This is a genomic window from Campylobacter rectus, assembly GCF_004803795.1.
In the GTDB taxonomy this organism is placed as follows: Bacteria; Campylobacterota; Campylobacteria; order Campylobacterales; family Campylobacteraceae; genus Campylobacter_A; species Campylobacter_A rectus.
Genome location: NZ_CP012543.1, coordinates 445,153 through 466,027, shown reverse-complemented (window position 1 = coordinate 466,027; position 20,875 = coordinate 445,153). Strand labels below are relative to the sequence as shown.

18 protein-coding genes and 2 pseudogenes are annotated in these 20,875 nt (G+C 37.3%); 8 read left to right on the top strand and 12 right to left on the bottom strand.

The window, feature by feature from the left end:
- Window positions 1-2: 2 nt before the first annotated feature.
- Genes CRECT_RS02305 through gatC form a run of 3 tightly spaced genes read right to left on the bottom strand, consistent with a single transcriptional unit; the run spans window position 3 to window position 1,969 of the window.
- A complete protein-coding gene (locus tag CRECT_RS02305) occupies window positions 3-590 on the bottom strand; it encodes a CvpA family protein (RefSeq protein ID WP_004320108.1) in 588 nt (195 codons plus the stop codon).
- A complete protein-coding gene (locus tag CRECT_RS02300; protein WP_004320052.1) occupies window positions 590-1,672 on the bottom strand; it encodes a type IV pilus twitching motility protein PilT in 1,083 nt (360 codons plus the stop codon). Before CRECT_RS02300 ends, CRECT_RS02305 begins: the two co-directional genes overlap by 1 nt.
- A gap of 9 nt (window positions 1,673-1,681) precedes the next feature.
- Window positions 1,682-1,969, bottom strand: a complete 288-nt coding sequence (gatC, locus tag CRECT_RS02295; RefSeq protein ID WP_004320068.1) for an Asp-tRNA(Asn)/Glu-tRNA(Gln) amidotransferase subunit GatC — start codon at window positions 1,967-1,969, stop codon at window positions 1,682-1,684.
- Between the two features lie 123 nt (window positions 1,970-2,092).
- On the opposite strand from gatC, the gene CRECT_RS02290 reads away from it, so the two are divergent.
- From CRECT_RS02290 to hisG, 5 genes are read left to right on the top strand one after another with little or no spacing between them, the layout of a single operon-like run.
- Window positions 2,093-2,659 carry a tetratricopeptide repeat protein gene (locus CRECT_RS02290; protein ID WP_004320101.1) on the top strand — a complete coding sequence of 189 codons (567 nt, stop codon included), beginning with the start codon at window positions 2,093-2,095 and terminating at the stop codon, window positions 2,657-2,659.
- Window positions 2,656-3,666, top strand: a complete 1,011-nt coding sequence (locus CRECT_RS02285; protein WP_004320050.1) for a PQQ-binding-like beta-propeller repeat protein — start codon at window positions 2,656-2,658, stop codon at window positions 3,664-3,666. Before CRECT_RS02290 ends, CRECT_RS02285 begins: the two co-directional genes overlap by 4 nt.
- Window positions 3,663-3,995, top strand: a complete 333-nt coding sequence (locus CRECT_RS02280; protein ID WP_004320056.1) for a hypothetical protein — start codon at window positions 3,663-3,665, stop codon at window positions 3,993-3,995. Before CRECT_RS02285 ends, CRECT_RS02280 begins: the two co-directional genes overlap by 4 nt.
- Window positions 3,982-4,611 (top strand): type III pantothenate kinase, encoded by a 630-nt coding sequence (locus CRECT_RS02275; RefSeq protein WP_004320092.1) that lies wholly within the window; start codon window positions 3,982-3,984, stop codon window positions 4,609-4,611. Before CRECT_RS02280 ends, CRECT_RS02275 begins: the two co-directional genes overlap by 14 nt.
- Window positions 4,605-5,213, top strand: a complete 609-nt coding sequence (gene hisG / locus CRECT_RS02270) for an ATP phosphoribosyltransferase (RefSeq protein WP_004320112.1) — start codon at window positions 4,605-4,607, stop codon at window positions 5,211-5,213. Before CRECT_RS02275 ends, hisG begins: the two co-directional genes overlap by 7 nt.
- 1,722 nt (window positions 5,214-6,935) lie before the next feature.
- Here the strand turns inward: hisG and CRECT_RS02265 are convergent.
- The 5 genes and pseudogenes from CRECT_RS02265 to CRECT_RS02245 all read right to left on the bottom strand — a co-directional run bounded on the left by CRECT_RS02265 (window position 6,936) and on the right by CRECT_RS02245 (window position 9,700).
- Window positions 6,936-7,741 (bottom strand): annotated as a pseudogene (locus tag CRECT_RS02265) (IS1595 family transposase).
- Between the two features lie 82 nt (window positions 7,742-7,823).
- Window positions 7,824-8,672, bottom strand: coding sequence for a relaxase family protein (locus CRECT_RS02260; RefSeq protein WP_124853110.1), 849 nt, complete (start codon window positions 8,670-8,672; stop codon window positions 7,824-7,826).
- Window positions 8,673-8,694: 22 nt separating this feature from the next.
- Complete coding sequence (locus tag CRECT_RS02255; protein ID WP_171992662.1) at window positions 8,695-8,994, bottom strand: plasmid mobilization protein; 300 nt, start codon at window positions 8,992-8,994, stop codon at window positions 8,695-8,697.
- Window positions 8,991-9,191, bottom strand: a complete 201-nt coding sequence (locus CRECT_RS02250; RefSeq protein WP_039888841.1) for a helix-turn-helix domain-containing protein — start codon at window positions 9,189-9,191, stop codon at window positions 8,991-8,993. The genes CRECT_RS02255 and CRECT_RS02250 overlap by 4 nt, the downstream gene beginning before the upstream one ends.
- Window positions 9,192-9,292: 101 nt before the next feature.
- Window positions 9,293-9,700, bottom strand: a complete 408-nt coding sequence (locus CRECT_RS02245) for a hypothetical protein (protein WP_039888839.1) — start codon at window positions 9,698-9,700, stop codon at window positions 9,293-9,295.
- A 117-nt stretch (window positions 9,701-9,817) separates the two neighbouring features.
- Between CRECT_RS02245 and CRECT_RS02240 the strand changes: the two are divergent.
- Window positions 9,818-10,623, top strand: a pseudogene (locus CRECT_RS02240) (IS1595 family transposase).
- Between the two features lie 326 nt (window positions 10,624-10,949).
- Here CRECT_RS02240 and CRECT_RS02235 read toward each other — a convergent pair.
- The 4 genes from CRECT_RS02235 to CRECT_RS02220 all read right to left on the bottom strand — a co-directional run bounded on the left by CRECT_RS02235 (window position 10,950) and on the right by CRECT_RS02220 (window position 17,791).
- The gene (locus CRECT_RS02235; RefSeq protein ID WP_039888377.1) at window positions 10,950-11,582 is read right to left on the bottom strand and encodes a tyrosine-type recombinase/integrase; all 633 of its coding nucleotides are present in this window, start codon (window positions 11,580-11,582) and stop codon (window positions 10,950-10,952) included.
- 126 nt (window positions 11,583-11,708) lie between these two features.
- Complete coding sequence (locus tag CRECT_RS02230) at window positions 11,709-12,083, bottom strand: hypothetical protein (RefSeq protein ID WP_039888375.1); 375 nt, start codon at window positions 12,081-12,083, stop codon at window positions 11,709-11,711.
- An 8-nt stretch (window positions 12,084-12,091) separates the two neighbouring features.
- Window positions 12,092-13,273: an ATP-binding protein gene (locus tag CRECT_RS02225; RefSeq protein ID WP_004320550.1), complete on the bottom strand. Its 1,182-nt coding sequence runs from the start codon at window positions 13,271-13,273 to the stop codon at window positions 12,092-12,094.
- Window positions 13,274-13,717: 444 nt separating this feature from the next.
- Window positions 13,718-17,791: an ATP-binding protein gene (locus tag CRECT_RS02220; protein ID WP_004320557.1), complete on the bottom strand. Its 4,074-nt coding sequence runs from the start codon at window positions 17,789-17,791 to the stop codon at window positions 13,718-13,720.
- Between the two features lie 1,315 nt (window positions 17,792-19,106).
- On the opposite strand from CRECT_RS02220, the gene CRECT_RS02215 reads away from it, so the two are divergent.
- Window positions 19,107-20,312, top strand: a complete 1,206-nt coding sequence (locus CRECT_RS02215; RefSeq protein WP_004320522.1) for a multidrug effflux MFS transporter — start codon at window positions 19,107-19,109, stop codon at window positions 20,310-20,312.
- A gap of 138 nt (window positions 20,313-20,450) precedes the next feature.
- Window positions 20,451-20,813, top strand: coding sequence for a diacylglycerol kinase (locus tag CRECT_RS02210; RefSeq protein ID WP_004320563.1), 363 nt, complete (start codon window positions 20,451-20,453; stop codon window positions 20,811-20,813).
- Window positions 20,814-20,875 lie beyond the last annotated feature (62 nt).

Sequence of the window (20,875 nt, the reverse complement as noted above, 5' to 3'; positions counted from 1 at the left end):
TTTTACTCCTTAATCGTCGAATTTATCTCTAAATTTAGCCTTTGCTCTTGCATCGAGGCGTCAAACGGCGTCTCGATATTTCCAACTCCGCTTGCTATGCCTTTTACATCCACATTCATTATCCATTTACCCGCATCCAACAAAATCGGATACAGCCTGCTCCCTATAAAGTAAGGTTCGATTTTATTGTTTAAAATTTGAATATTTGAAATAGTTACGATTAGCACCGCAAAAACTAGGAAAATTTTGGCGCTTCCGACGGCAAATCCGCCCAGCTTATCTAAAAATCCAAGCCCGCTTAGTCCGACCAGCTTGGATAAAAACGCGCCGATACCCAGGCAAACCACCCAAAATACGATAAGCGTCGTTAAAAATCCCGCAAAAAACAGAACCGAATCGCCGTCTAGCTTATAAATTTTGTCGCTTATTAGATTACCGACCCTAACGCCGAATCTACTAGCCACGACGATGCCTCCGATTAATCCGATGAGGCCGAAAATTTCTTTTATCAGTCCGCTTATCACGCCTTTTATGCCAAGTATCAAAACCAGCGAAACTACGACTACGTCGAATAATGTAATAAAATCCATTATATACCTAGCAGTCCGCCGAGCTCTTGTTGGTTTGTAGAGTACCTCATCGCCATCTCTTTGGTTATCTGATTTGCCCTAATGGCTTTCATTAAAGACTGGGTCTGCGTTATCATACCCGTAGATTGTTGATTTAACTGCATCTGAGAGTAAATTTGATGCACTTTATTTTCACGGATAAGGTTTGCTATGGCATTATTGTTTATTAAAATTTCATGCACGGCAAGTCGTCCGCTGCCGATTTTAGGAAGTAGAGCTTGAGATATGACCGCCGTTAGCGAAACGGAGAGCATATTTCGCACCTGAAGCTGCTCGCCGCCCTCGAAGCTATCTATGATACGGTTGATAGTCTGGATAGCCGAGTTCGTATGCAAAGTGCCAAATACCAAGTGTCCGGTCTCGGCCGCCGTGATCGCGGTCGATATAGTCTCTCTGTCGCGAAGCTCGCCGACCAAGATAATGTCGGGATCCTCGCGCAGAGCATATTTAAGAGCTCTAGCGTAAGATTGCGTATCCGTGCCTACGTTTCTGTGGGAAAAAAGAGCTTTTTTATTCGTATGAACAAACTCCACCGGATCTTCTACGGTGATTACGTGCTTTCTTTCGTTTAAATTTATCTCGTTTAGCATAGCCGCAAGCGTAGTCGATTTACCGCTACCCGTAGGTCCGGTGACCAGTATCATTCCTTTTTCGCGTTTTACGACTTCTTTGAAGATATTAGGCGCTTTAAGATCGTCCAGCGAAGGAATCTCAGTCGGGATGATACGAAACGCAGCGGCCAAATCGCCGTTCATCGTGTAGTAGTAGTTGCCTCTGAAGCGTCCGACGCCGGGAAGCTCTATCGCAAAGTCAAGCTCTCTGTTTTCTTCGAGTTCGCTTTTTTGCACGTCGGTTATGAGCGCATAGCAGATGTCTTGTATGTCGTGTCCGCTCAAAACTCCAAGCTCTAGCGGCCTTAAGGTGCCGTCTATTCTGATTTGCGGCTCGCTTCTTGATACGATATGCAAGTCGCTCGCTTTATTATGAACAACTGTTTTTAACAGTACTTCAAGGCTGGTGTTAAATTTCTCGTTTTCTTCCATGTTTTTACTCTATTCGATTATTTTAGGTACGACGAAAAAGTGCCCGCTGCTCATCGGAGCATTTTTTAGTATCGTCTCTATCACGTCCGAGCTTACGCTCACATCCTCTCTTAGCGGAGTTCCGCCCTCTATAGAGCTTACGACCGCCCTAGAAGCGCTTAGATCAAGCTCGTCCAGTATCCCGGCAAAGGTCAAAATTTCGCTAAGCTGACCTTCGATTTCCTTTCGCTTATCGCTCTCGACTTTGAGCGAGCTAAGCTTTTCAAGTTTGGTTAATAACGTATCGTCTATCTGCATAAAACCTCGTTAAATTTTTAAATTTTCCCGCATTATAACACAATTTGCCTTGATTTTTATGCTGTTTTATATTTATTATGCTACAATTACAAACTTTCAATAACTAAAATTTAAGGAAAAAACTTGGCTATCAAAGATGATATTGATTCTATAAAGGAAGAGTTAAATACTCAGGAGCAATTTTTAGAAAACATAATAAAAAGCGAAAGATTTTTTAAAAAATATAAAAAAATTATTATCGCGGTAGCCGTTTTGGGCGTCGTCGGCACGGCCGGATACTACATAAACGGCGTCTTGAAAGAAAAAGAATTTAAAGCCGCAAACGCCGCTTACGCAAAGCTGATACTTAATCCGAAAGACGAACAGGCAAAATCCGAGCTAAAGCAAAAAGACGCTTCGCTTTACGCGCTTTACGAATTTAAAAGAGCGCTTGACAACAACGACACGAACGCGCTAAAGTCGCTGGCAAACGAGCAGATCGATCCGCTCTTAAAAGACATCGTAAAGTCCCAGCTAAACGAGCCTAGCGGTCAAATTTTAAGCTCGTATAAGGCTATCGTCAGAGGCTACGAGCTGATGAAAGAAAACAAAATCGACGAAGCAAAAAACGAATTTAAAAAAATTCCGTTAAATTCGCAACTCCAATCCATCGTTAAAAATTTAGAACACTATCAAGGAAACGCAAAATGAGAAAATTTCAAGCTATTTTAGCGGCTGCGCTCTGTGTTGCGGTGCTTGGCGGATGCAGCACGAAAAGGCAGTATTTCGAGCCGACCGATGTGCAAAATGAAAAAATTTCAGAAAACAGACTACCGGCTAACATCGCGACTACGAGCCTAAACGGAGCGGTGTTAAAAAACGGCATGGCGATAACTAAAAACGGCCTACTCTCGCCGGAGATAAAGCTGCCAAAGGGCGCAACCTTGCTAAATTCAGCCGACGGTAAATTTATCAGCTCCGATTTAGAGGGAAATTTGATCGTCGCAAACGGCTCGAATGAAATTTTATTTCAAAGAAACTTTAGCGAGGCTATCGTCTCGGCCGCGCTTGAGGGCGATAAGCTAGCCCTTTTAAGCGCAGGCAACGTCATCTACCTCATCGACATCGCGACAAACGATACCTTGCTCGAGTTTGAGAGCTCAAACGTCTACGCGCAGGACTCTCGCGTCGCGGCGCCGTTTTTTATGAGCTCGCTCGTGGTTTTCCCGACGCTTGACGGCAAGATTATGATCGCGGATAAAAACCAAGGCCGAATTTTACGCGACGTGGTCGTGAGCAGCGAGCAGTTTTTTAACAACATCATATCGCTTGACGTCGTAAACGACACGATGATAGCCGCCACAGGCAAGCGTATCGTCTCGATAAGTCCCGAAAAAACGGTTTATTATAACGGTGAGATCAAAGATATAGTCATAAACGGCGAGTATGTATATATCCTGCTAAAAGACGGCAAGATCGTGCTTAGCAACCTAAATTTGCAAAAGATCAAGGACGTAGATTTTAAATTCGCCATCTTTTCAAGCGCGACCGCGCATAACGGCTCGCTTTATATAATGGAAAAAACGGGCTACCTCATCAAGACCGATCTTGCGCTTGACAATGCCAAAATTTACAAGCTCTCAAACGAAGTAAAGAGCCAAATTTTCGCCGGCGCGAAAGAATTTTACTACGACGATTCCAGCTTAGAGCTTAAATGACGAAGCAAGAAATTTATCAAGTTTTGGAAGCCAAAAAGATTATCTTGAAAAATTTAAGCTGGATAAAGCTTGATAAATTTACCAAAAAAAAGACCCTTGACGCACTTACGGGCGTCGATATGAAAGGGTTTTATACGCTTTTGTTTTTTCGCAGCGCAAAGGCTAGATTTTTGAGCAAAGAATTTGAAGCGATTGATGAAATAGCAGGCAAGATCGCCGAACAAACGGGCGTAAATTTTAAGAAAAAAGCTATTTTTTATAGCTCGGATATCTGCTCAAAAATCGCAAATTTGATGAAAGAAAACGGCTACAAACATGACTCTATGTGACGTAGGCAACACCAACGCCTCCTTCTTTGAAAACGGCAAAATCACCAAAATCAAGCTCGAAAATTTCAAAGATTTTAAAAGCGACGAGAAGATTTATTTTATCAGCGTAAACGACGAAATGACGGGCAAGCTTCAAAATTTGCCCAAATTCGTAAATTTAGAGCCGTATTTTGAGCTGGACACCATCTACGAGGGTCTTGGCATCGACCGTATCGCTAGCTGCTACGCGATCAAAAACGGCCTCATCATCGACGCGGGCAGCGCCATAACGATAGACGTGATGATGAACTCGATGCATCTTGGCGGCGCGATAATACCCGGCATCTCACACGTGCTAAAGGCCTGCGAAGCTATCTCTCCGCGGTTAAAAATCTCGCTAAATTCGCAAGTGAGTCTCGACGCGCTCCCGCAAAAAACAGCCGACGCGGTAAGCTACGGCGTCATCAAACCGATCCTGCTTCTCATCGAAAGCATGGCAAACGGCTCGAAAATTTACTTCACGGGCGGCGACGGCGAGTTTTTATCGAGATTTTTTGCCGACAGCATCTACGATCGTATGCTCGTATTTCGCGGGATGCAAAAACTAATCGAACAAAAAAAGGACATTTTATGCTGACGGTTGCTTTGCCAAAAGGGCGCATCGCCGACGAGACGCTTGATATTTTTAGGAAAATTTTTAAAAGCTCGTTCGAGTTTGAGGATAGAAAACTGCTGATGAGCGAGGGTGATTTTAAATTTCTAATGGTTCGCAACCAAGACATCCCGACCTACGTCGTAAATGGCGCTGCGGATATCGGCGTGGTGGGTCTTGACGTGCTCGATGAGCACCGTCCAGACGTCGTGCGCCTGCTTGATCTAAAGATCGGCAAATGCCGCGTCTGCGTGGGCATCAAAGAGGGCGAGGAGCTAAATTTAAACGCTCCCGAGCTAAAAATCGCCACTAAAATGCCGCATATCTCGCGCAACTATTTCGCTGCAAAAGCCACTGCGCTAAAGATCATCAAGCTCTACGGCTCGATCGAGCTAGCTCCGCTGGTCGGACTAGCCGACGCGATCGTGGATGTCGTGGAAACGGGCACGACAATGAAGCAAAACGGGCTAAGAGTCGCCGAGACCATTATGCGCAGCTCCGCGCATCTCATCGCAAACAAAAACAGCTTTATCATCAAAAAAGACGAAATTTTATCGCTTTACGAAAAAATCAGGGCACAAATTTAGCCCAAATTTCACCCTCGGCGCACGCCAAATTTAAGCGGCATGCTCCGCAGCGTTTTGACGGCGCTAAATTTGACCGAATTTAGTCGGGACAACGCTCGCTAAGTTTTTCTAAGCCGTCAAATTTCCGCCCGATGCAAATTTGACCCGCGGTTTTAAATTTTATCCGTAAATTTCTAAGCCCGAACCGCTATCAAATCGGCTAAGCTTAAGAGAGTGCGAGTTTTGGGGCGAGCGATAACGTGCATAGACAAGGTTAAAACCGATGCGTCCGAATTTATCCGAACTTAAAAATTTTTGGGCGCAAAAGCTTGGATTTCGCTGATTCTTTAGTCGAAACGCTCAAACTTCGGAAGTAAATTTAGCAAACAGAGCCGAGAAAGATAAATTTAAAGGCTCAATTAAACTTAATCGAATTCTCTCTTATCATCTTTAGCAGAATATGATAGAGCTCTTTCGTATCTTTATTGTTATTATATCTAAACTCTACTTCGCTACACTCGTAGCTGCGTCTTGAAAAGCTACGAACGCAGTGAAGTAGAGCAGAACACATTCCTTAAGATGAAGTAAGAAATTCTCTTTGCTTAGCTTCCCTGAGGTCGCTACCGTCGCTATGCTTGAGAATATTTCTTTAAATTTAGATAATCTATGTTTAGTATATCCTCGTCTGCTCTACTTCACTGCGTTCGTAGCTTTTCAAGACGCAGTAACGAGCGGTCTCGAGCCATTAGGCGACGGTAGCTAGCGAAGCGACGCTAAGCGACGCTAAGCACCGAAGTTTTATTTGCTATACCTCTACCTCTTTTCTCAAAGAGAGTGCGTCTTATCAGTAGCAAACGAAGTGAAGCTAAGCGCAAGACCTCTTACTCTTTTATCTCCGAAGTAGCTTTTATCTATTTTAAAACAAACGAAAGCGGTGCTGCAAGCAGGTTTATAAAGCGAAGCTTCTAGGCGGGCTTGGAAATTTCACCTGAAAATTTAGATATTTTTAACTTCGCTACGCTCGTTACTTTTCAAGAACATAGTTCTCATAACTTACTGCTCCTTTGCATGAGCTTAAGTTAAAGAGAGCCGATTTAAATTTATACGGCAAATTCATAAAAATGCGGTAAGGTTTTTTGCTTCGTCGGCGCCGATTCGTTCGTTTATAGCGCCAAATTTTACTACTTTTTGCCATATTTCGCCAAACTTCTCGTTGCTCGTGCCGTATTGCTACCAAGCCTTATATAGCGTGCTTTGCCGGCCCAAAAAGCTTTGAGCCTACCTTAAAACTCAAATTTGCCAAAAACCTTTTGGGCGCCAAAAATACGCGCTTCTTGTTTTAATAGGGCGAGCAAATTACACTCGTGCTCGATAAATTTCGCGAAATTTTTACCGGAAAATGCATAAGATTTACGCGTTTTAAAGTAGCCTGCCTTGAGACTAGCGCTACCTCGTCTACCGGTCCTTGCCTTATCTCGTTCAAATTTTATCGCAGGCCAACCCCGCAACTACGGGCACGGCCGGATAAACGACCCGGCTTGCGCTTAAATTTAAGCGCGCCAAGCGCCTTGCAAAGCTCCGTTGTTAGAGTTGATATTATCAAGGATACCGTAAATTTATCGCCGTTTTTACATCCGAATTTATACCAAGCTCCGATCGTATCGCCAGGCTCATTTTTAGCTTGATACGGCGTTTTGTATTAGATTTAGGCTCAATTAAACTTAAGCGGATTTTTAGCTGCGACTACGTCTTGCTACTTACAAGACCTCTTATCAATTTTAACAGTTTCTGATATAAGTTTTCCTGTGTAGTTTTAGTATTATATCTAAATTCGCATTCCTTTAGGTGCAACAGAAAATTCTCTTTCTTTATCCCTTTAAATTTAGCTAGTCTATGTTTAGCGTATCCCCAGAAATTCTCAATGCCATTTATATGATTTTTACCATTAGCGAATTCATTCTTTGAATGTTTTACTCTGTAGTGTGCTTTAGCTCCATAATCAACCAAGCCATCGTAAGCTTTCCAACAATCTAAATATTTAGTAGAGCTATCAAGCTTGCTATATTGCGATAGTATGGGTATTAGTTCACTAGCAGAACAGTTTTTAACTAGTCTTGGTATAGACCTTACCGTCTCTTTTAAGCATACCGTTCTGCTCGCAGTAACGAGCGGTCTCGAGCCATTAGGCGACGGTAGCTAGCGAAGCGACGCTAAGCGAAGTTAAATACCGATTGCTTTCCACTTGCGCCTCTACCTCTTTTCTCAAAGAGAGTGCGAGCACAAGGCCTCTTACTCTTTTAGCTCCGAAGTAACTTTCATCAATCTCAAAGCGAAGCTTCTAGGCGAGCTTGCGAGCTGGAAATCTCACCGCTAAATTTGCTTATCTTTTCACACTCTTTAGACATAAGAATTCTTATTTCCCTAAAGATTTTACATAGCGTTACTTCTGAAATTTTAGTTAAATTTGATATCTTTGATGCTTCTATGTCTTCTGTAAAGTACTTGAGAATTTCTCTAAATTTCTTCTCTGAAATTCGGGAACGGACTATATATTTGTTTTTTAACTTCGCTACGCTCGTTACTTTTCAAGAACATAGTTCTCATCGTAACTTAATACTCCTTTGTGTGAGCTTAAGTTAAAGAGAGCCTAGATTTAAGATAGTCTGCAAATATAAAACTTCGTCCTGAAGCGTCGATATTCGTTTGTTCATCTGCTCTATTTCTAAATTCCGTTGCTCTTGTTTCAGTTTTACCTCGGAGTTGCTCCAAGCTCTCAAAGTCTCTAAATTCCTCACTAAACATATCCCCTTTGAATCTTTTTGCTTTTTTGCTATTTGGTAATTTGACCGATATATAGTCTTTGCCGATTCTAGTTATATCTATGTCGCTACTTTTTAAAGCATTCAAGATGTCGTCTCTGCAAGTAAATTCTTGATTTATAAATTTATCGGTCAGTATTTTTTCTAGCTCGATGTAGTCTTTGATAACACCAATCTCTTTTCTTGATCCTTGAAGCATATGAGCTTTGACGGGGTCTTTGGGATCGGTAAATCCGAATTTTAAATTTATGTAGTTTTGCCAGTTATCGATTAGTGGCCTATCTACCCTATGGTAGTAAGGATTAAAAGCCATGTTGTTTTCTAAATCAATTTTAGGAACAGCAAAATTTAATTCTAATCTTCCTTTGTCTACATGCTGCACCCAAAGGATATTAAATCTCTCTTTGTATCTTCCGAGTAGCAATGTTTCAAATTCATCTATTATTTTTTGCTTGGTATCCAAATCAATGTCAGATTCTTCAAAGCTTAGACAACCCATACAGAGCTTTTGTTTTTTAGTTATGTTGGATACTATCTGCCTGGTAACCGCTTCGCAACCTTTTAAAACAAACGCCGTTTTATCTTTTACCCTACAATTTAAAAGATAACCAATTCCGGCAGTACTGCCACCGTTTTTAGTTTTAAAGAATTTTACTAGCATACTTAACCTCTTAGATTTACCTTCATCGTATTAAGTCGTCTAATTTTTTATTGACATCAATTATTTGCCTTAAAACAACACCATCTATGGCCTTGCCTATATTTACATGCTTTGCGATTTGGTTTAGGTTGTTGCCTATTTTTGCTACCTGAACTACCAAAGTTTGATCAAATTTATGGATAGGGGGCCTGGCATTTGACATAATATGTCTAATATAGGCGGATACCTTAAGACCAGATAAAGACGCATTAAGCTCAAGTTTTTCTTTTTCGCTGTCACTAAGGCGAACAGATACTTTATGGGGAAACTTTCTATGATTCACGATAGCACCTCCTTGCTTTCAACGGTATGTTTTTCAAACCACCGATCCAGCTTGTATCTATCATATCTTATTATTCTATTTATCTTCACATGCGGGATTATCCCTCTCATACGATATTGCGCCTGCGTATTTATAGAAATTCCATATTCAAGCGCAACATCCTTTGTAGTTAACCAGCGTTTAGGTATAGTTGTCATAGTTTGCCCCTTTTATTTTTAGTTATGCGAATCTTAACTAAAAACTAGAGCAAAAAATCACATTTTTAAGACGTGATTTTTAATATTTTTGAGGAAATTTTTTATGTTAAAACAAAATCTTCTTTATTAACTAAGTTATACTGTTTAATGACATACTTAATTCGGTTATCCAATATAGCCATATATTCATTTCTTTTTATCTTGTCAGATATTTTAAGTTTTCTAAGATTAGATATTTTTTCAAGATTTTTATTTATTATTTTTGGATATTTATTATGAGAACACTGCAGGCAATCTATATAAGCTTCGTTAACATTACCCAAAAGAGATTGTTTCCGTAGTACTTTTATTGAATCTAGAAATTCTTTATACTTATAATTTTTTTTATAAAGTATCTCGTTCATTTTAATTGAAACATATAAAAATGTATTATAGGCTAGAACTTGCAAATATTGATCATCCTCTTGCATGCATAAATTAAGCAAATTATCCATGTTGCCGTTAAACATCCCCTTAATATTTAATTAGGCTCTCTTTAACTTAAGCTCACACAAAGGAGTATTAAGTTACGATGAGAACTATGTTCTTGAAAAGTAACGAGCGTAGCGAAGTTAAAAAACAAATATATAGTCCGTTCCCGAATTTCAGAGAAGAAATTTAGAGAAATTCTCAAGTACTTTACAGAAGACATAGAAGCATCAAAGATATCAAATTTAACTAAAATTTCAGAAGTAACGCTATGTAAAATCTTTAGGGAAATAAGAATTCTTATGTCTAAAGAGTGTGAAAAGATAAGCAAATTTAGCGGTGAGATTTCCAGCTCGCAAGCTCGCCTAGAAGCTTCGCTTTGAGATTGATGAAAGTTACTTCGGAGCTAAAAGAGTAAGAGGCCTTGTGCTCGCACTCTCTTTGAGAAAAGAGGTAGAGGCGCAAGTGGAAAGCAATCGGTATTTAACTTCGCTTAGCGTCGCTTCGCTAGCTACCGTCGCCTAATGGCTCGAGACCGCTCGTTACTGCGAGCAGAACGGTATGCTTAAAAGAGACGGTAAGGTCTATACCAAGACTAGTTAAAAACTGTTCTGCTAGTGAACTAATACCCATACTATCGCAATATAGCAAGCTTGATAGCTCTACTAAATATTTAGATTGTTGGAAAGCTTACGATGGCTTGGTTGATTATGGAGCTAAAGCACACTACAGAGTAAAACATTCAAAGAATGAATTCGCTAATGGTAAAAATCATATAAATGGCATTGAGAATTTCTGGGGATACGCTAAACATAGACTAGCTAAATTTAAAGGGATAAAGAAAGAGAATTTTCTGTTGCACCTAAAGGAATGCGAATTTAGATATAATACTAAAACTACACAGGAAAACTTATATCAGAAACTGTTAAAATTGATAAGAGAGAATCCGCTTAAGTTTAATTGAGCCTTAATTTTTTTCTTATGTTATCTATTTTTAATAATATTTCGTTGGAGTATATATAAGATATATCCGATGGATTATATGTAGCCATTTTTTCGAGCGAGTCTAAACTATTTTGATACCATCCTCTCTTTCTTAAGACATAGTTCTGGAAAAAATCCTTTAGAACATATTTTGCCTCATAAAAAGAGAGATACGCATAGTAGCCAATAATAGACACGCAATTGTCGCTAAAAATCTCAAACGGGTGTCTAAACGTGTAGTAATCTAGTAAATCTATAGCATAATCTGGATCAAATTCTACAACTAGTCCATCTACCTCAATTTCCCTATTGTCCATCTATACCCTCCAACATCTCAAGAGCCTTACAGCTATTTATATAGGTATCGTAAGTTACGTAATTTTTATATATAACACCATCTCTTTTGTGAGTTAAATGATCTTTAATAATGTCACTATTTGCACCAAGTTCTTCGAGTGCCGAACCGCTTATGTGTCTAGTGCCGTGTAGCTTAAAATCATCAAAACCCACAAATTTATCGAGTTTCATTTTTTGTCTATCCGTATTTTTAATAGACTCACCAGTTTTTGGGCTTGCAAATACTAGGCCGCATCTATCGGTCGGTATTTGCGTTATGGCTTCTTTTACGAGCAAAGGAAGCGTCTTTTTATAGTCGTTTCCGTTTTTTGTATCTATTAGGTAATATACGTTGTTTTCCAGATCAACATTTTCCCATTTTAGGCTGGCTGCTTCTCCTTTTCGCCCACCATACAAACAAAATAAGAAAAATCCCCTCCAAAACGGATCGTCTTTATAAAGTTCTAAAATAGCCGTTTTTAGCTTATAAAATTTACCGATCGCATCTTTTACTATCGTTTTTCTGGTCGTTTTAGCTATTTTCGTTAGCAGAGCGCAAGGATTTACTACTATTAGCTGATTGCAAAGCGCTATGTCAAACATCTCACCTAAAATTCGTCTTGTATTATCATATGCTGTGTGCTTTTGACGGCAGCTGTATTTTTCTCGTTATATTATTAAATTTTCCGACATGCATTAGGTTGTATGTAGCGCCATCTATCTGTGCGGCTATAAATCCACTACGATCCCTTTGCCTATACTATCTTGCAAATAAGTTTCATAAAATGCTATATCGCTAGCTACCGACTTTTTGCCGATATCCTTTTTGCCTTTCCACGGCTCAAACAAATCATTAACCTTGGTAGTATCTTGAAATTTTAGCCGCTTTGCCTGCTTGCTTACGCCCTCTAGCCACTTTACAAGCTCTTTTTTGGCTTCGTTTTTATATTCTCTCTTGCTCCATCCGCTACGAGTATCTAGTGTAAGCACTTTTGTGAAGTATTTACTGCCTATAACCTTTCTTAGCAAAAAGACGTTTGGTTTTAGCTTATGTATAAATAAGCAGGTTTCGACCTTTTTATAATCACATTTATTGATCGCCATTTTAACGCCTAATACAACAATCCAAACAACCAAAGCGGTATTTTATTGCCGCTTCCGATCTCTATTTCATCGGCGGCTATATATGAGTCTGAGATATCCTTTATCTGTTCAAAGCTCTTATTTTTTCCGCCCACTTCAAATATAAATTTATCATCTACAATAAAGTCGCCTTGCTTTGGGATATTTAGCCTATGTTTTACCCTTAGTTGATTAGCAAAAAAAGTCTCTCTTATGGTGCCCGCCTTACAATCATCGCCGTAAGCGTAAATTAAATTTGTATTATTCATATATATTTTTGCCGGTTTTACTAGCTTACTAAGCCCCCTACTTTGCTCATCTACCATGTTTATTAGTCTTGCATCGTTTAAATAGGCAATATAATCATATAGTTTGGCTCTGCTTATCTCGGCAAGAGCTGCGATTTTAGTATAATTCACCTCAAACGGCTCGCTTTGGCAAACCACTTCAAGCAGTTTTTTGAGCTTATATGTGTATTTTTGCTCAACTAGTCCAAGAGACGTTAGATCTACGTCTATACTTAGATTAATCGTATTTAGCAAGCTTTCGTAGTATAAGCTTTGCTTATTAAAGTAAAATGGATAGTAGCCAAATTTGAGATATTTTTTAAATTGATTTTGCTTTATTTTTAAGTCATCTACTATTGCTTGATGGTCTTTTAGTATAGTTTCTAGGCTAAATTTATCTATTACTATACCGTTTTCAAGCTCCAAAAACTCCCTAAAACTAAGTCCTTCTAGGCTAAATACGCTAACTCTACGCGATAAATCGCTCTTTGCATTTAGTATGCTTGCCGCCGATGAACCAGTAAAAATTACATTTAAAGGACTCATATCGTATATAGTTTTTAGATGTGCGGCAAAATCTTCGTATTTATGCACTTCATCCAACAACAAATACTCGCCGCCGCTATCTACAAACTCAAAGGCAAGTTCGCTAAGACTAGCAGAACCTAGAAACGGATAATCAAGACTTATGTATAGAGTCTTTTTGTTTTGAGATTTTAATTCAATCAGCCTTTGAAATAGCATCGTAGTCTTACCGGTACCACGAGCCCCTAATATACCGATAAGCTTTTCATTAAAATCAATTTCATTATATAGATAACGCTTGTATGTTGTATTAAAATTTTTAAGAAATCTTTCTTGATACTGTTCTATTAAATTTAACATCTTTATTCCTTTGTGTAATTGTCTATAAGCGTAGACAATATTGAGATATATTAGCATGAAAAATTTAAATTGTCAACGTCTATGAACGTTTATATTATAATATGGTATTTTATTTAAATTTTATCCTTAAAATTTCTGTTTATTAAAGTTACTTATGATATCTGTCTTATCTATTTTTTAACGGTTTAAACTAACTGAGTTACCATAAGCCATATGTATACATTCTATAATAATAGGCTTTTGGATGTTTTATAAAATTCTTTGAATCATTCTTAGCAAATTAACATACATTTACATCATCAAAAGTTATATAGTTTGGTATATGTTTATATTATTTAAAAACAAAAATCTTAGTTTTCTGATTTAGCAAATATGCTAAAAGCATTTTAAAAGATTATTCATTGGGGAAATTTATTCATTCATACATATCTCTATTTACCTTTACTAATTGAAATGTTTTTCAAATTGCTTATTGATATACTTTTTTAATTTTCCATCAGTATCAAAAAATGCATATCCATTAAAATATAAACGACCTAAATCACTATTATCTGTTGTAAAAACCATCTTTTCACCAGATATAATCCAAACAATACATATATTACAAACATTTAAAAATTCATTTAATTTATCTTTTTTAATCAATAGTCGCTGCGCGGTTTGATTGTCTGAACTTGGGTCAAAACAAACAGTATTGCCATCTTTATCTAAAAAATATATATCTTTTTTGGAATATTTAAGTCCAAGCCCATCATATAAAATTTTAGACGGCTTACATATTTGAAAAACATCACCTTTGGAAACATCAAATTCTTCTTCCCAAAAATATTCAATTGTTGTATTTGCTACATCTATACCTTCTATTTTAAACCACTCAAATAGATAATCATCTTTTAGTGCATCATATGTTGCATAGTCGTAATGCTCCATATTAAATATCTTGTAACAATGTGGCAAATCAATCAAATTATAAATTAGGCTAGGCTTATCATTTAATGTTTTAGCAAATCTAGTTATATCATGTTTTTTAACTATATAACTTCTAATAAATAACTTAACATCCTTGTGAGCTATGCTTAAAATATCTTCAGTATCAAGAGGTTCGATAAATTTTTGGTACAAACTTAAAGTAAACCACTGTTCTTTATCGTTTTTACGCTCTAAAATATCACTTAAATTTGGCAAATCTTTTTCATACTCTAGCCATTTTTTATTTTCCATATCCCAGGCAAAATTATATTCAGCGTCCCACCAAAACTTTTTAGCAAAAGTGTTATTTCTTTCATAGTTTTTTAAAAGTATCGTAGGATCAATATCTCTTACATAAGGTTCAAAAGCTCCTATATATTTTACCTCCTTTTTATCATCGCCATATCCTACATACATTTTAAAATTATCGGTTATGCGTGCCATTGTCTCATAAAATGAAATCCATTGATATTTTTTACCGACTCTTTCTATCGTATACTTATATCTATTTAAATCATATTTTGTTCTATCCTTTATATCATTTTCTGCTTTATCAAAATATTCGCCATCATAGCCATACTTTTCAAAGATATTTTTTATAGCATAATTACTTATAAGTCCTGCACTATCTTTGCATTCAAAATCATATAAAGCACTTTCAAAAACATATCTTCCAAAATCACCATACATATATCCGTTGATACCTTTTTCAGTTGCCATTGATGATATTATCCTACTTTGATGATAATTTTTATCCCTATCCTCATATTTTTTAATCTCTTCATTTGATGGCAGTTCTTTTAATGACGGAAAATAGCTTTTATATGGCGGATATACTTTATCAATAATAATATCCAAATTTATGCCCTTTTTTATTATAAAATCAATAGAATTTCTAGCGTAATCTCTTAATAATATATGCGGATATACTTCATCTTTATTGAAAATTTGATTATAAATATACTCTCCAAGCTCTTTAAAATACCTAGTTTGAGCTGTTTTCACTAAGGCACCATAAGTCACAGCAAACAATCTTTCGCTTATATAAGATTCATCAATATCTTTAAATTTTTGTAGTAATTTTAAAATCAAATTTGCTCTATCAATCAAAATACAAATCAACGCCTTTGTGGCAGAGTCTCTTAGCCTTCTATTTGATGTACAAAAAAGCCAAGTAATAGCAATAGCTACTAAAAAAATGGACTCATCATCTATATAACTTTTATCTTTATTAGACCAACACCAATCTATCAGTCTAACTATAGGATTCATATCTGTATCAAGATAAATTTTATTTAGTATAGCCATAAAAAACAAATCTCTTTCTTTCATGCTAAATTTAGACAAATAATTAAACATAAACTCAGCATTAAAAGGATGATTTGGCAAGGTAGCACATGAGTAGAGCATATAAAAAATATCAGCATTAAAATTTTCATTAGAAATATTTTTTCGCACTCGTTCTACTGTGCTTTGCGGTATAGAAGCACCTCTGTATGGCAAACTTTTTAAAAAACAATCAATCACCACCATATTATCTGGTTCTAATAATTCATATATCTCAGTGCCATTAAATTTTTCAGGTATAAGCACGCTAAACGCCTCAATTATACCCCTGCGATAATATAAATTAGAATTTATATATGGCGAAATATTATCTATAAAGCTATCTTTTAAATTATCTTTATCTAGTTTTTCTATAAAGTAATTAGCCAAAAGATAATCACCCAGCTTTTCATATGCAAAGTAGATATATTCAGTATCTTCCAATATATTTTTAGCAAAAAGACCTTCACTTATCAAATCATCTAAAAAATCTCCATTAACACAAAACGGATTTAGCCTTTCATTGACTTGGATAAGTGCCTTTTCATATTCGACTAAGCCATGTTTTTCTTGCAATATTAATGAAACTACTACATTAATCACCTTTTGTATCAGTTTTAAACTTTTGCAATTTGGATATTTTTGTAAAAAATTGCACTCTACATTATCTATATACAGTTTAATCACATCAAAAAAATTTAATGACTTATATTGATATGATTTGTCATTTGATACTCCCTTGCAAAATATTTTTAAAAATAGCGGATTTGAAAATTCAGGATTTAGTAGCGGTATTGTCGGATGCGGCAGCTTATAATAATCAAAAAACACCCGCATAGCATCGTATTCTACGCCGCTAAAACCCTCATGATGAATTACGCAATTTTTAGATATCTCTTTTGGTATCATATACTTAAAGTAAGAACTCCTTATACTAAAAGCCACGCTCAACCACTCATATTTTTTAATATCTTCTATAAAACTTATAATAAAATTTCTCCAAAAATCTTTGCCGGCACCCTCATTTATCGCATCTATAAAAATAATAATTTTGTGAGAATTTGCCTGCGCCTTTGAGTTGAGCGCTCCAAGAAATTCATATTTATTAAATTTTGCAAAACCAAGCAAATTTAAAATTTGCGCCCATGGATCTTTAATCTCTATAAGATGCTGACCTAAAATAAGTATGGATTGTTGGTTATTTTTGGCTCTTTGTTTAATTATGTCCGCAAACAGATGCGATTTGCCAACTCCTGCATCACCGCATAATATCAAACAACGATCTTTAGTAATTTGTAATATTTTTTTATTTTCTCTAATAAAATTGTAAAAATCATATATGTTATCTTGGAATTTATCTTCATTGGATTCTTCGCCAGATGAAATTATTGAAACCAAATCATTTTTAAATATAATTTTTTGAATACCATCAAGAAGTCTTTCAAATTTATCATAGTCAAAATTGGCAAAATTCAAATTTGATACAAATTGTTTAATCAAATTAACTTCATTTTTTAATTCACTTCGAACGCTTGTAAGTAAAATGAAATCTTTACAAAATTTATTATAAATTTCAAAGAATTTGCTTCTTATTTTTGCTAAATACTGTGAGTTCTCATCAAAAATTTTAAAATATTTATAAATTTCAAGCTCAATACTAATTTGCGGTGAATACCTAGCTCCCAAGCTCTTTATGGCATTATCATTTTGTATATTATTAGATAAGTCAATCTCTCCAAAAAAATACTTAACTAATCCCGTGCTTTTTTCATCTTTAAGCATTTTAATTAATTCATGGCTTCCCCAATAAACAATATCTATCTCTTTAGAATAATCGCTCCTAGCCTTATCTTGCCATTTTTTGACCCATTTTTCCCATTTATCTTTAAATGATTCCTTATTATCCATTCTAGGATCAGCTCTATCAATAGGAATAGCCACATAATATGACTTTAAATTTGGGTGCTTTTCGAGTGCCGTTTTTATAGAGCTATCAAGTTGATTCCATTGAGTTTGTTGTGGCGTTGATAAAAAATACTTCGCCTGAAATCCAATCTCATCACCATTTTCTTTTATTGTATAACACTCGACTCCAGCATCAGGATTCCCTACTTTGATAAATTTACCATCTTTAGAAAATTCCAAACTTGCTAGCTGACAAACAAGCTCTTCAAAGGCATTATTTTGCGAGCCATTTAAACTTATAATATTATTCCAATTCATAATATAACACTTGTATTTATTTTAGAAATTTTTCATCATATTTCCAAAAAACAATCCAACTTTTTCTTTTGCCTCCTCTATCGTACGGCAAAATACTACCTTGATAAGCAACATTTCCAGCTTGCTAATTAAGACTTTTTGCATAGTGCTGCACTAACGCTACGTTATCTTTTTCGCCTTTTATGATGGCTTCAAAAAGATAGCCTTTGATTTTTGTAGTTAGTGGCGCGCAAATAAGCAAGATTGTTTTTCATTATATAATAGCTTTAACACTACAATAGAACGTCTTCTAGCTTATTCGTACTCTGTTTAAAGGCTAAAGTCTATCCGTATTATATCGCCTGTATCTGACAAATAGCTTATATCTATTCTTTGCAATCTGCGCTACTTACATCATTTTCGCTATACAAATTTCCGCAGTAATGTCTTCTAGTAACTTAATTAGTTTTTTATCTTTTATCCATTGTAGGCTCTTCGATTTTCCGTTTTTCTACTTTTATATTTGATTAATGTAACTTATCCTAAGCTCGCGAAAAATATTATTTAGCATTCTGAGCTCTACACTATTGCATCGCTTGCTTAATATTACCTGTATACAATATCCTTAAATTTTATTAAGTATAAAATATATAACTTAAAATATATTAATCCAAAAAGATAAACATACGGATTTAAAATCTGCATGTCGAAATAAAACACGCAGATCTTTAATTTTTAAATGGGTACCATATTGGGTGCCATCTATTTAGACATACTTAGCAATTATAATAAACTTATATAAAACTTGGAATGCCGTATTTTAGGGCTTTATAAATCAAGATAAATCTTAAGAAATACTTAATAGTTCGATTCTGCCTCTAACCACCATCCTAATATTTTATAATCTAAATCACTTTAATAAAATCAACCGACTTCATTATGTTTTTATTTTTAAATGTTACAGTAAATTTAGATGTAGATTTTTGTACATCCTAATAAAATTTAAACATAGATATTATCCTACGAATTTACAACCAAGGTTTGGCATAAATTCGTTCGACTCGGTTATTAAATTTAGCGATAATGATCGTGTCGGTTCCATACCATTATCGTGATCGTTTGAGATTTTCACAGCTTACTATTTTAAACCGCCGTTCGCTAAAGCGTTAAATTTAGCCGATTTTACTCGCACGGACTTAAATTTAATCTCCAAATTTGAATCTGCGCTTTAGATAAATTAAATTTAAACCGACACAAATTTTTACCTAAACCGACCTCAAAATTTAAGCTTATTTTTTATACAATCGCCTCCAAATCCAAAAAAGCGGAATTTAAGATGAAATTTATCCCCAAAACCTTACCTTTCGTAGAATTTATCGCGCTTATGGCGCTTTTAACCTCGCTTGGAGCGATGAGTACAGACGCGATGCTGCCTGCTCTCATGCAGATCGGCCTGGATCTTGGCGTGACACAGATAAATCAAACCCAGCTCGTCATCTCCTCGATGTTTGCGGGCTTTGCCGTCGGTCAGATATTTTACGGGCCGCTTAGCGACTTTATCGGGCGACGAAACGCCGTACTGCTAGCGCTTGCGATATTTACGGCAAGCTCCTTTATTTCGGTCGTCACGAGCGATTTTAGCGCGCTTTTAGCGAGCAGATTTTTCCAGGGACTAGGCGCTGCAGGCCCTAGGATCATCGCGATGGCGCTTATCCGCGATCTTTACGAGGGGCGCGCGATGGCTCGCGTGATGAGCTTTATTGCAGCCGTCTTCATCATCGTGCCCGCACTAGCTCCCATCATCGGCGGCTTTATTTTTAAAATTTATAATTGGCGCAGCATATTTTTGATGCTCACTTTTATGGGGCTTGCGTGCCTAGCGTGGTTTGGACTGCGTCAGAGCGAGACCCTGCCTGCGCAAAATCGCAATAAATTTAGCCTAAATTTGATAAAAAGCGAAGCCGCGCACGTCGTGAAAAACAGGCGAACCGCAGGCTATACGATCGTTTTGGGGCTGATTTTCGGGATGTTTTTGAGCTATATCAGCACCGCTCAGCAGATTTTCGAGGTGAGTTACAAGCTGGGCGAGGAGTTTCCTATCTACTTTGCGATAAACGCCCTAGCTCTGGGCGCCGCGTCGATGATAAACGCAAAGCTCGTGATGATCTACGGCATGCGCTACCTCAGCATGCGCGCTATGGGGACGTTTTGCGTTATCGCGGTCGCGTTTTTGCCCGTCGTCGTCGCGTATGACGGAGTGCCGCCGCTGTGGGCTTTTATGGCGTTTTGCATGAGTAGCTTTTTTTGCGTGAGCATACTTTTCGGTAACCTAAACGCGATGGCGATGGAGCCAATGGGCAAGATCGCGGGCATGGCGGCTGCGCTGATCGGCTCGGCTTCGACCTTTATCTCGCTTCCTATCGGGGTCGCGACCGGGCAGCTGTTTGATGGCACGCTACTGCCGATGGTTGCGAGCTTTGCGGTTATCGGAGCGGCGGCGTTTGCGCTGCTTTATAGGACTTCAAAGATTTCCGAGGAGTAAATTTACGCAGGCCGGATTTGATCAAATTTGAACGGTAAATTCGGCCGCCTTTTAGTTTATTTTAGATAACTTCGTCGTCCGCAAAAGCGCCTTATAAAGCAAATTTACGCTATCATTGCGCAAATTTAAAGGCAAAATATGAAACCCAAATACAACTTTTTCAAAAACTCCAAATTTGCATTCGAGGGGCTTGCCGCGATGCTAAAAAACGAGGCGGCGTTTCGCTTTGAGCTTTGCGTAATCGTTCCGCTCGCGCTAGTTTCGCTATTTTTACCCGTTTCCGCCGCACAGCACGCCCTACTGATCGCCGTTTTCGGCCTCGTTTTGATCTGCGAGTGCCTAAATACCGCGATTGAAGCGGTAGTGGACCTTGTTTCGCCCGATTTTCATCCGCTAGCCAAAATCGCCAAAGACTGCGCCTCCGCCGCCGTTTGCCTCTCTATCGGCACGGCTGCGATAACTTGGGCGTGGACGCTACTTGCGCTTGCGTTTGGCGAGTAAATTTAAGGACCGAGCGACTGTCAAATTTGCGATAAATTTTTACGGCAAGCTTTAAAAAACAA

Bases quoted from the DNA above. Each gene is read 5' to 3' on its own strand.
- CRECT_RS02245 (WP_039888839.1), bottom strand. From the start codon at position 9,700: ATGTTTAACGGCAACATGGATAATTTGCTTAATTTATGCATGCAAGAG.
- CRECT_RS02285 (WP_004320050.1), top strand. From the start codon at position 2,656: ATGAGAAAATTTCAAGCTATTTTAGCGGCTGCGCTCTGTGTTGCGGTG.
- CRECT_RS02220 (WP_004320557.1), bottom strand. From the start codon at position 17,791: ATGAATTGGAATAATATTATAAGTTTAAATGGCTCGCAAAATAATGCC.
- CRECT_RS02260 (WP_124853110.1), bottom strand. From the start codon at position 8,672: ATGCTAGTAAAATTCTTTAAAACTAAAAACGGTGGCAGTACTGCCGGA.
- CRECT_RS02235 (WP_039888377.1), bottom strand. From the start codon at position 11,582: ATGTTTGACATAGCGCTTTGCAATCAGCTAATAGTAGTAAATCCTTGC.
- CRECT_RS02275 (WP_004320092.1), top strand. From the start codon at position 3,982: ATGACTCTATGTGACGTAGGCAACACCAACGCCTCCTTCTTTGAAAAC.
- gatC (WP_004320068.1), bottom strand. From the start codon at position 1,969: ATGCAGATAGACGATACGTTATTAACCAAACTTGAAAAGCTTAGCTCG.
- CRECT_RS02210 (WP_004320563.1), top strand. From the start codon at position 20,451: ATGAAACCCAAATACAACTTTTTCAAAAACTCCAAATTTGCATTCGAG.
- CRECT_RS02300 (WP_004320052.1), bottom strand. From the start codon at position 1,672: ATGGAAGAAAACGAGAAATTTAACACCAGCCTTGAAGTACTGTTAAAA.
- CRECT_RS02230 (WP_039888375.1), bottom strand. From the start codon at position 12,083: ATGGCGATCAATAAATGTGATTATAAAAAGGTCGAAACCTGCTTATTT.
- CRECT_RS02250 (WP_039888841.1), bottom strand. From the start codon at position 9,191: ATGACAACTATACCTAAACGCTGGTTAACTACAAAGGATGTTGCGCTT.
- CRECT_RS02305 (WP_004320108.1), bottom strand. From the start codon at position 590: ATGGATTTTATTACATTATTCGACGTAGTCGTAGTTTCGCTGGTTTTG.
- CRECT_RS02225 (WP_004320550.1), bottom strand. From the start codon at position 13,273: ATGTTAAATTTAATAGAACAGTATCAAGAAAGATTTCTTAAAAATTTT.
- CRECT_RS02280 (WP_004320056.1), top strand. From the start codon at position 3,663: ATGACGAAGCAAGAAATTTATCAAGTTTTGGAAGCCAAAAAGATTATC.
- hisG (WP_004320112.1), top strand. From the start codon at position 4,605: ATGCTGACGGTTGCTTTGCCAAAAGGGCGCATCGCCGACGAGACGCTT.
- CRECT_RS02215 (WP_004320522.1), top strand. From the start codon at position 19,107: ATGAAATTTATCCCCAAAACCTTACCTTTCGTAGAATTTATCGCGCTT.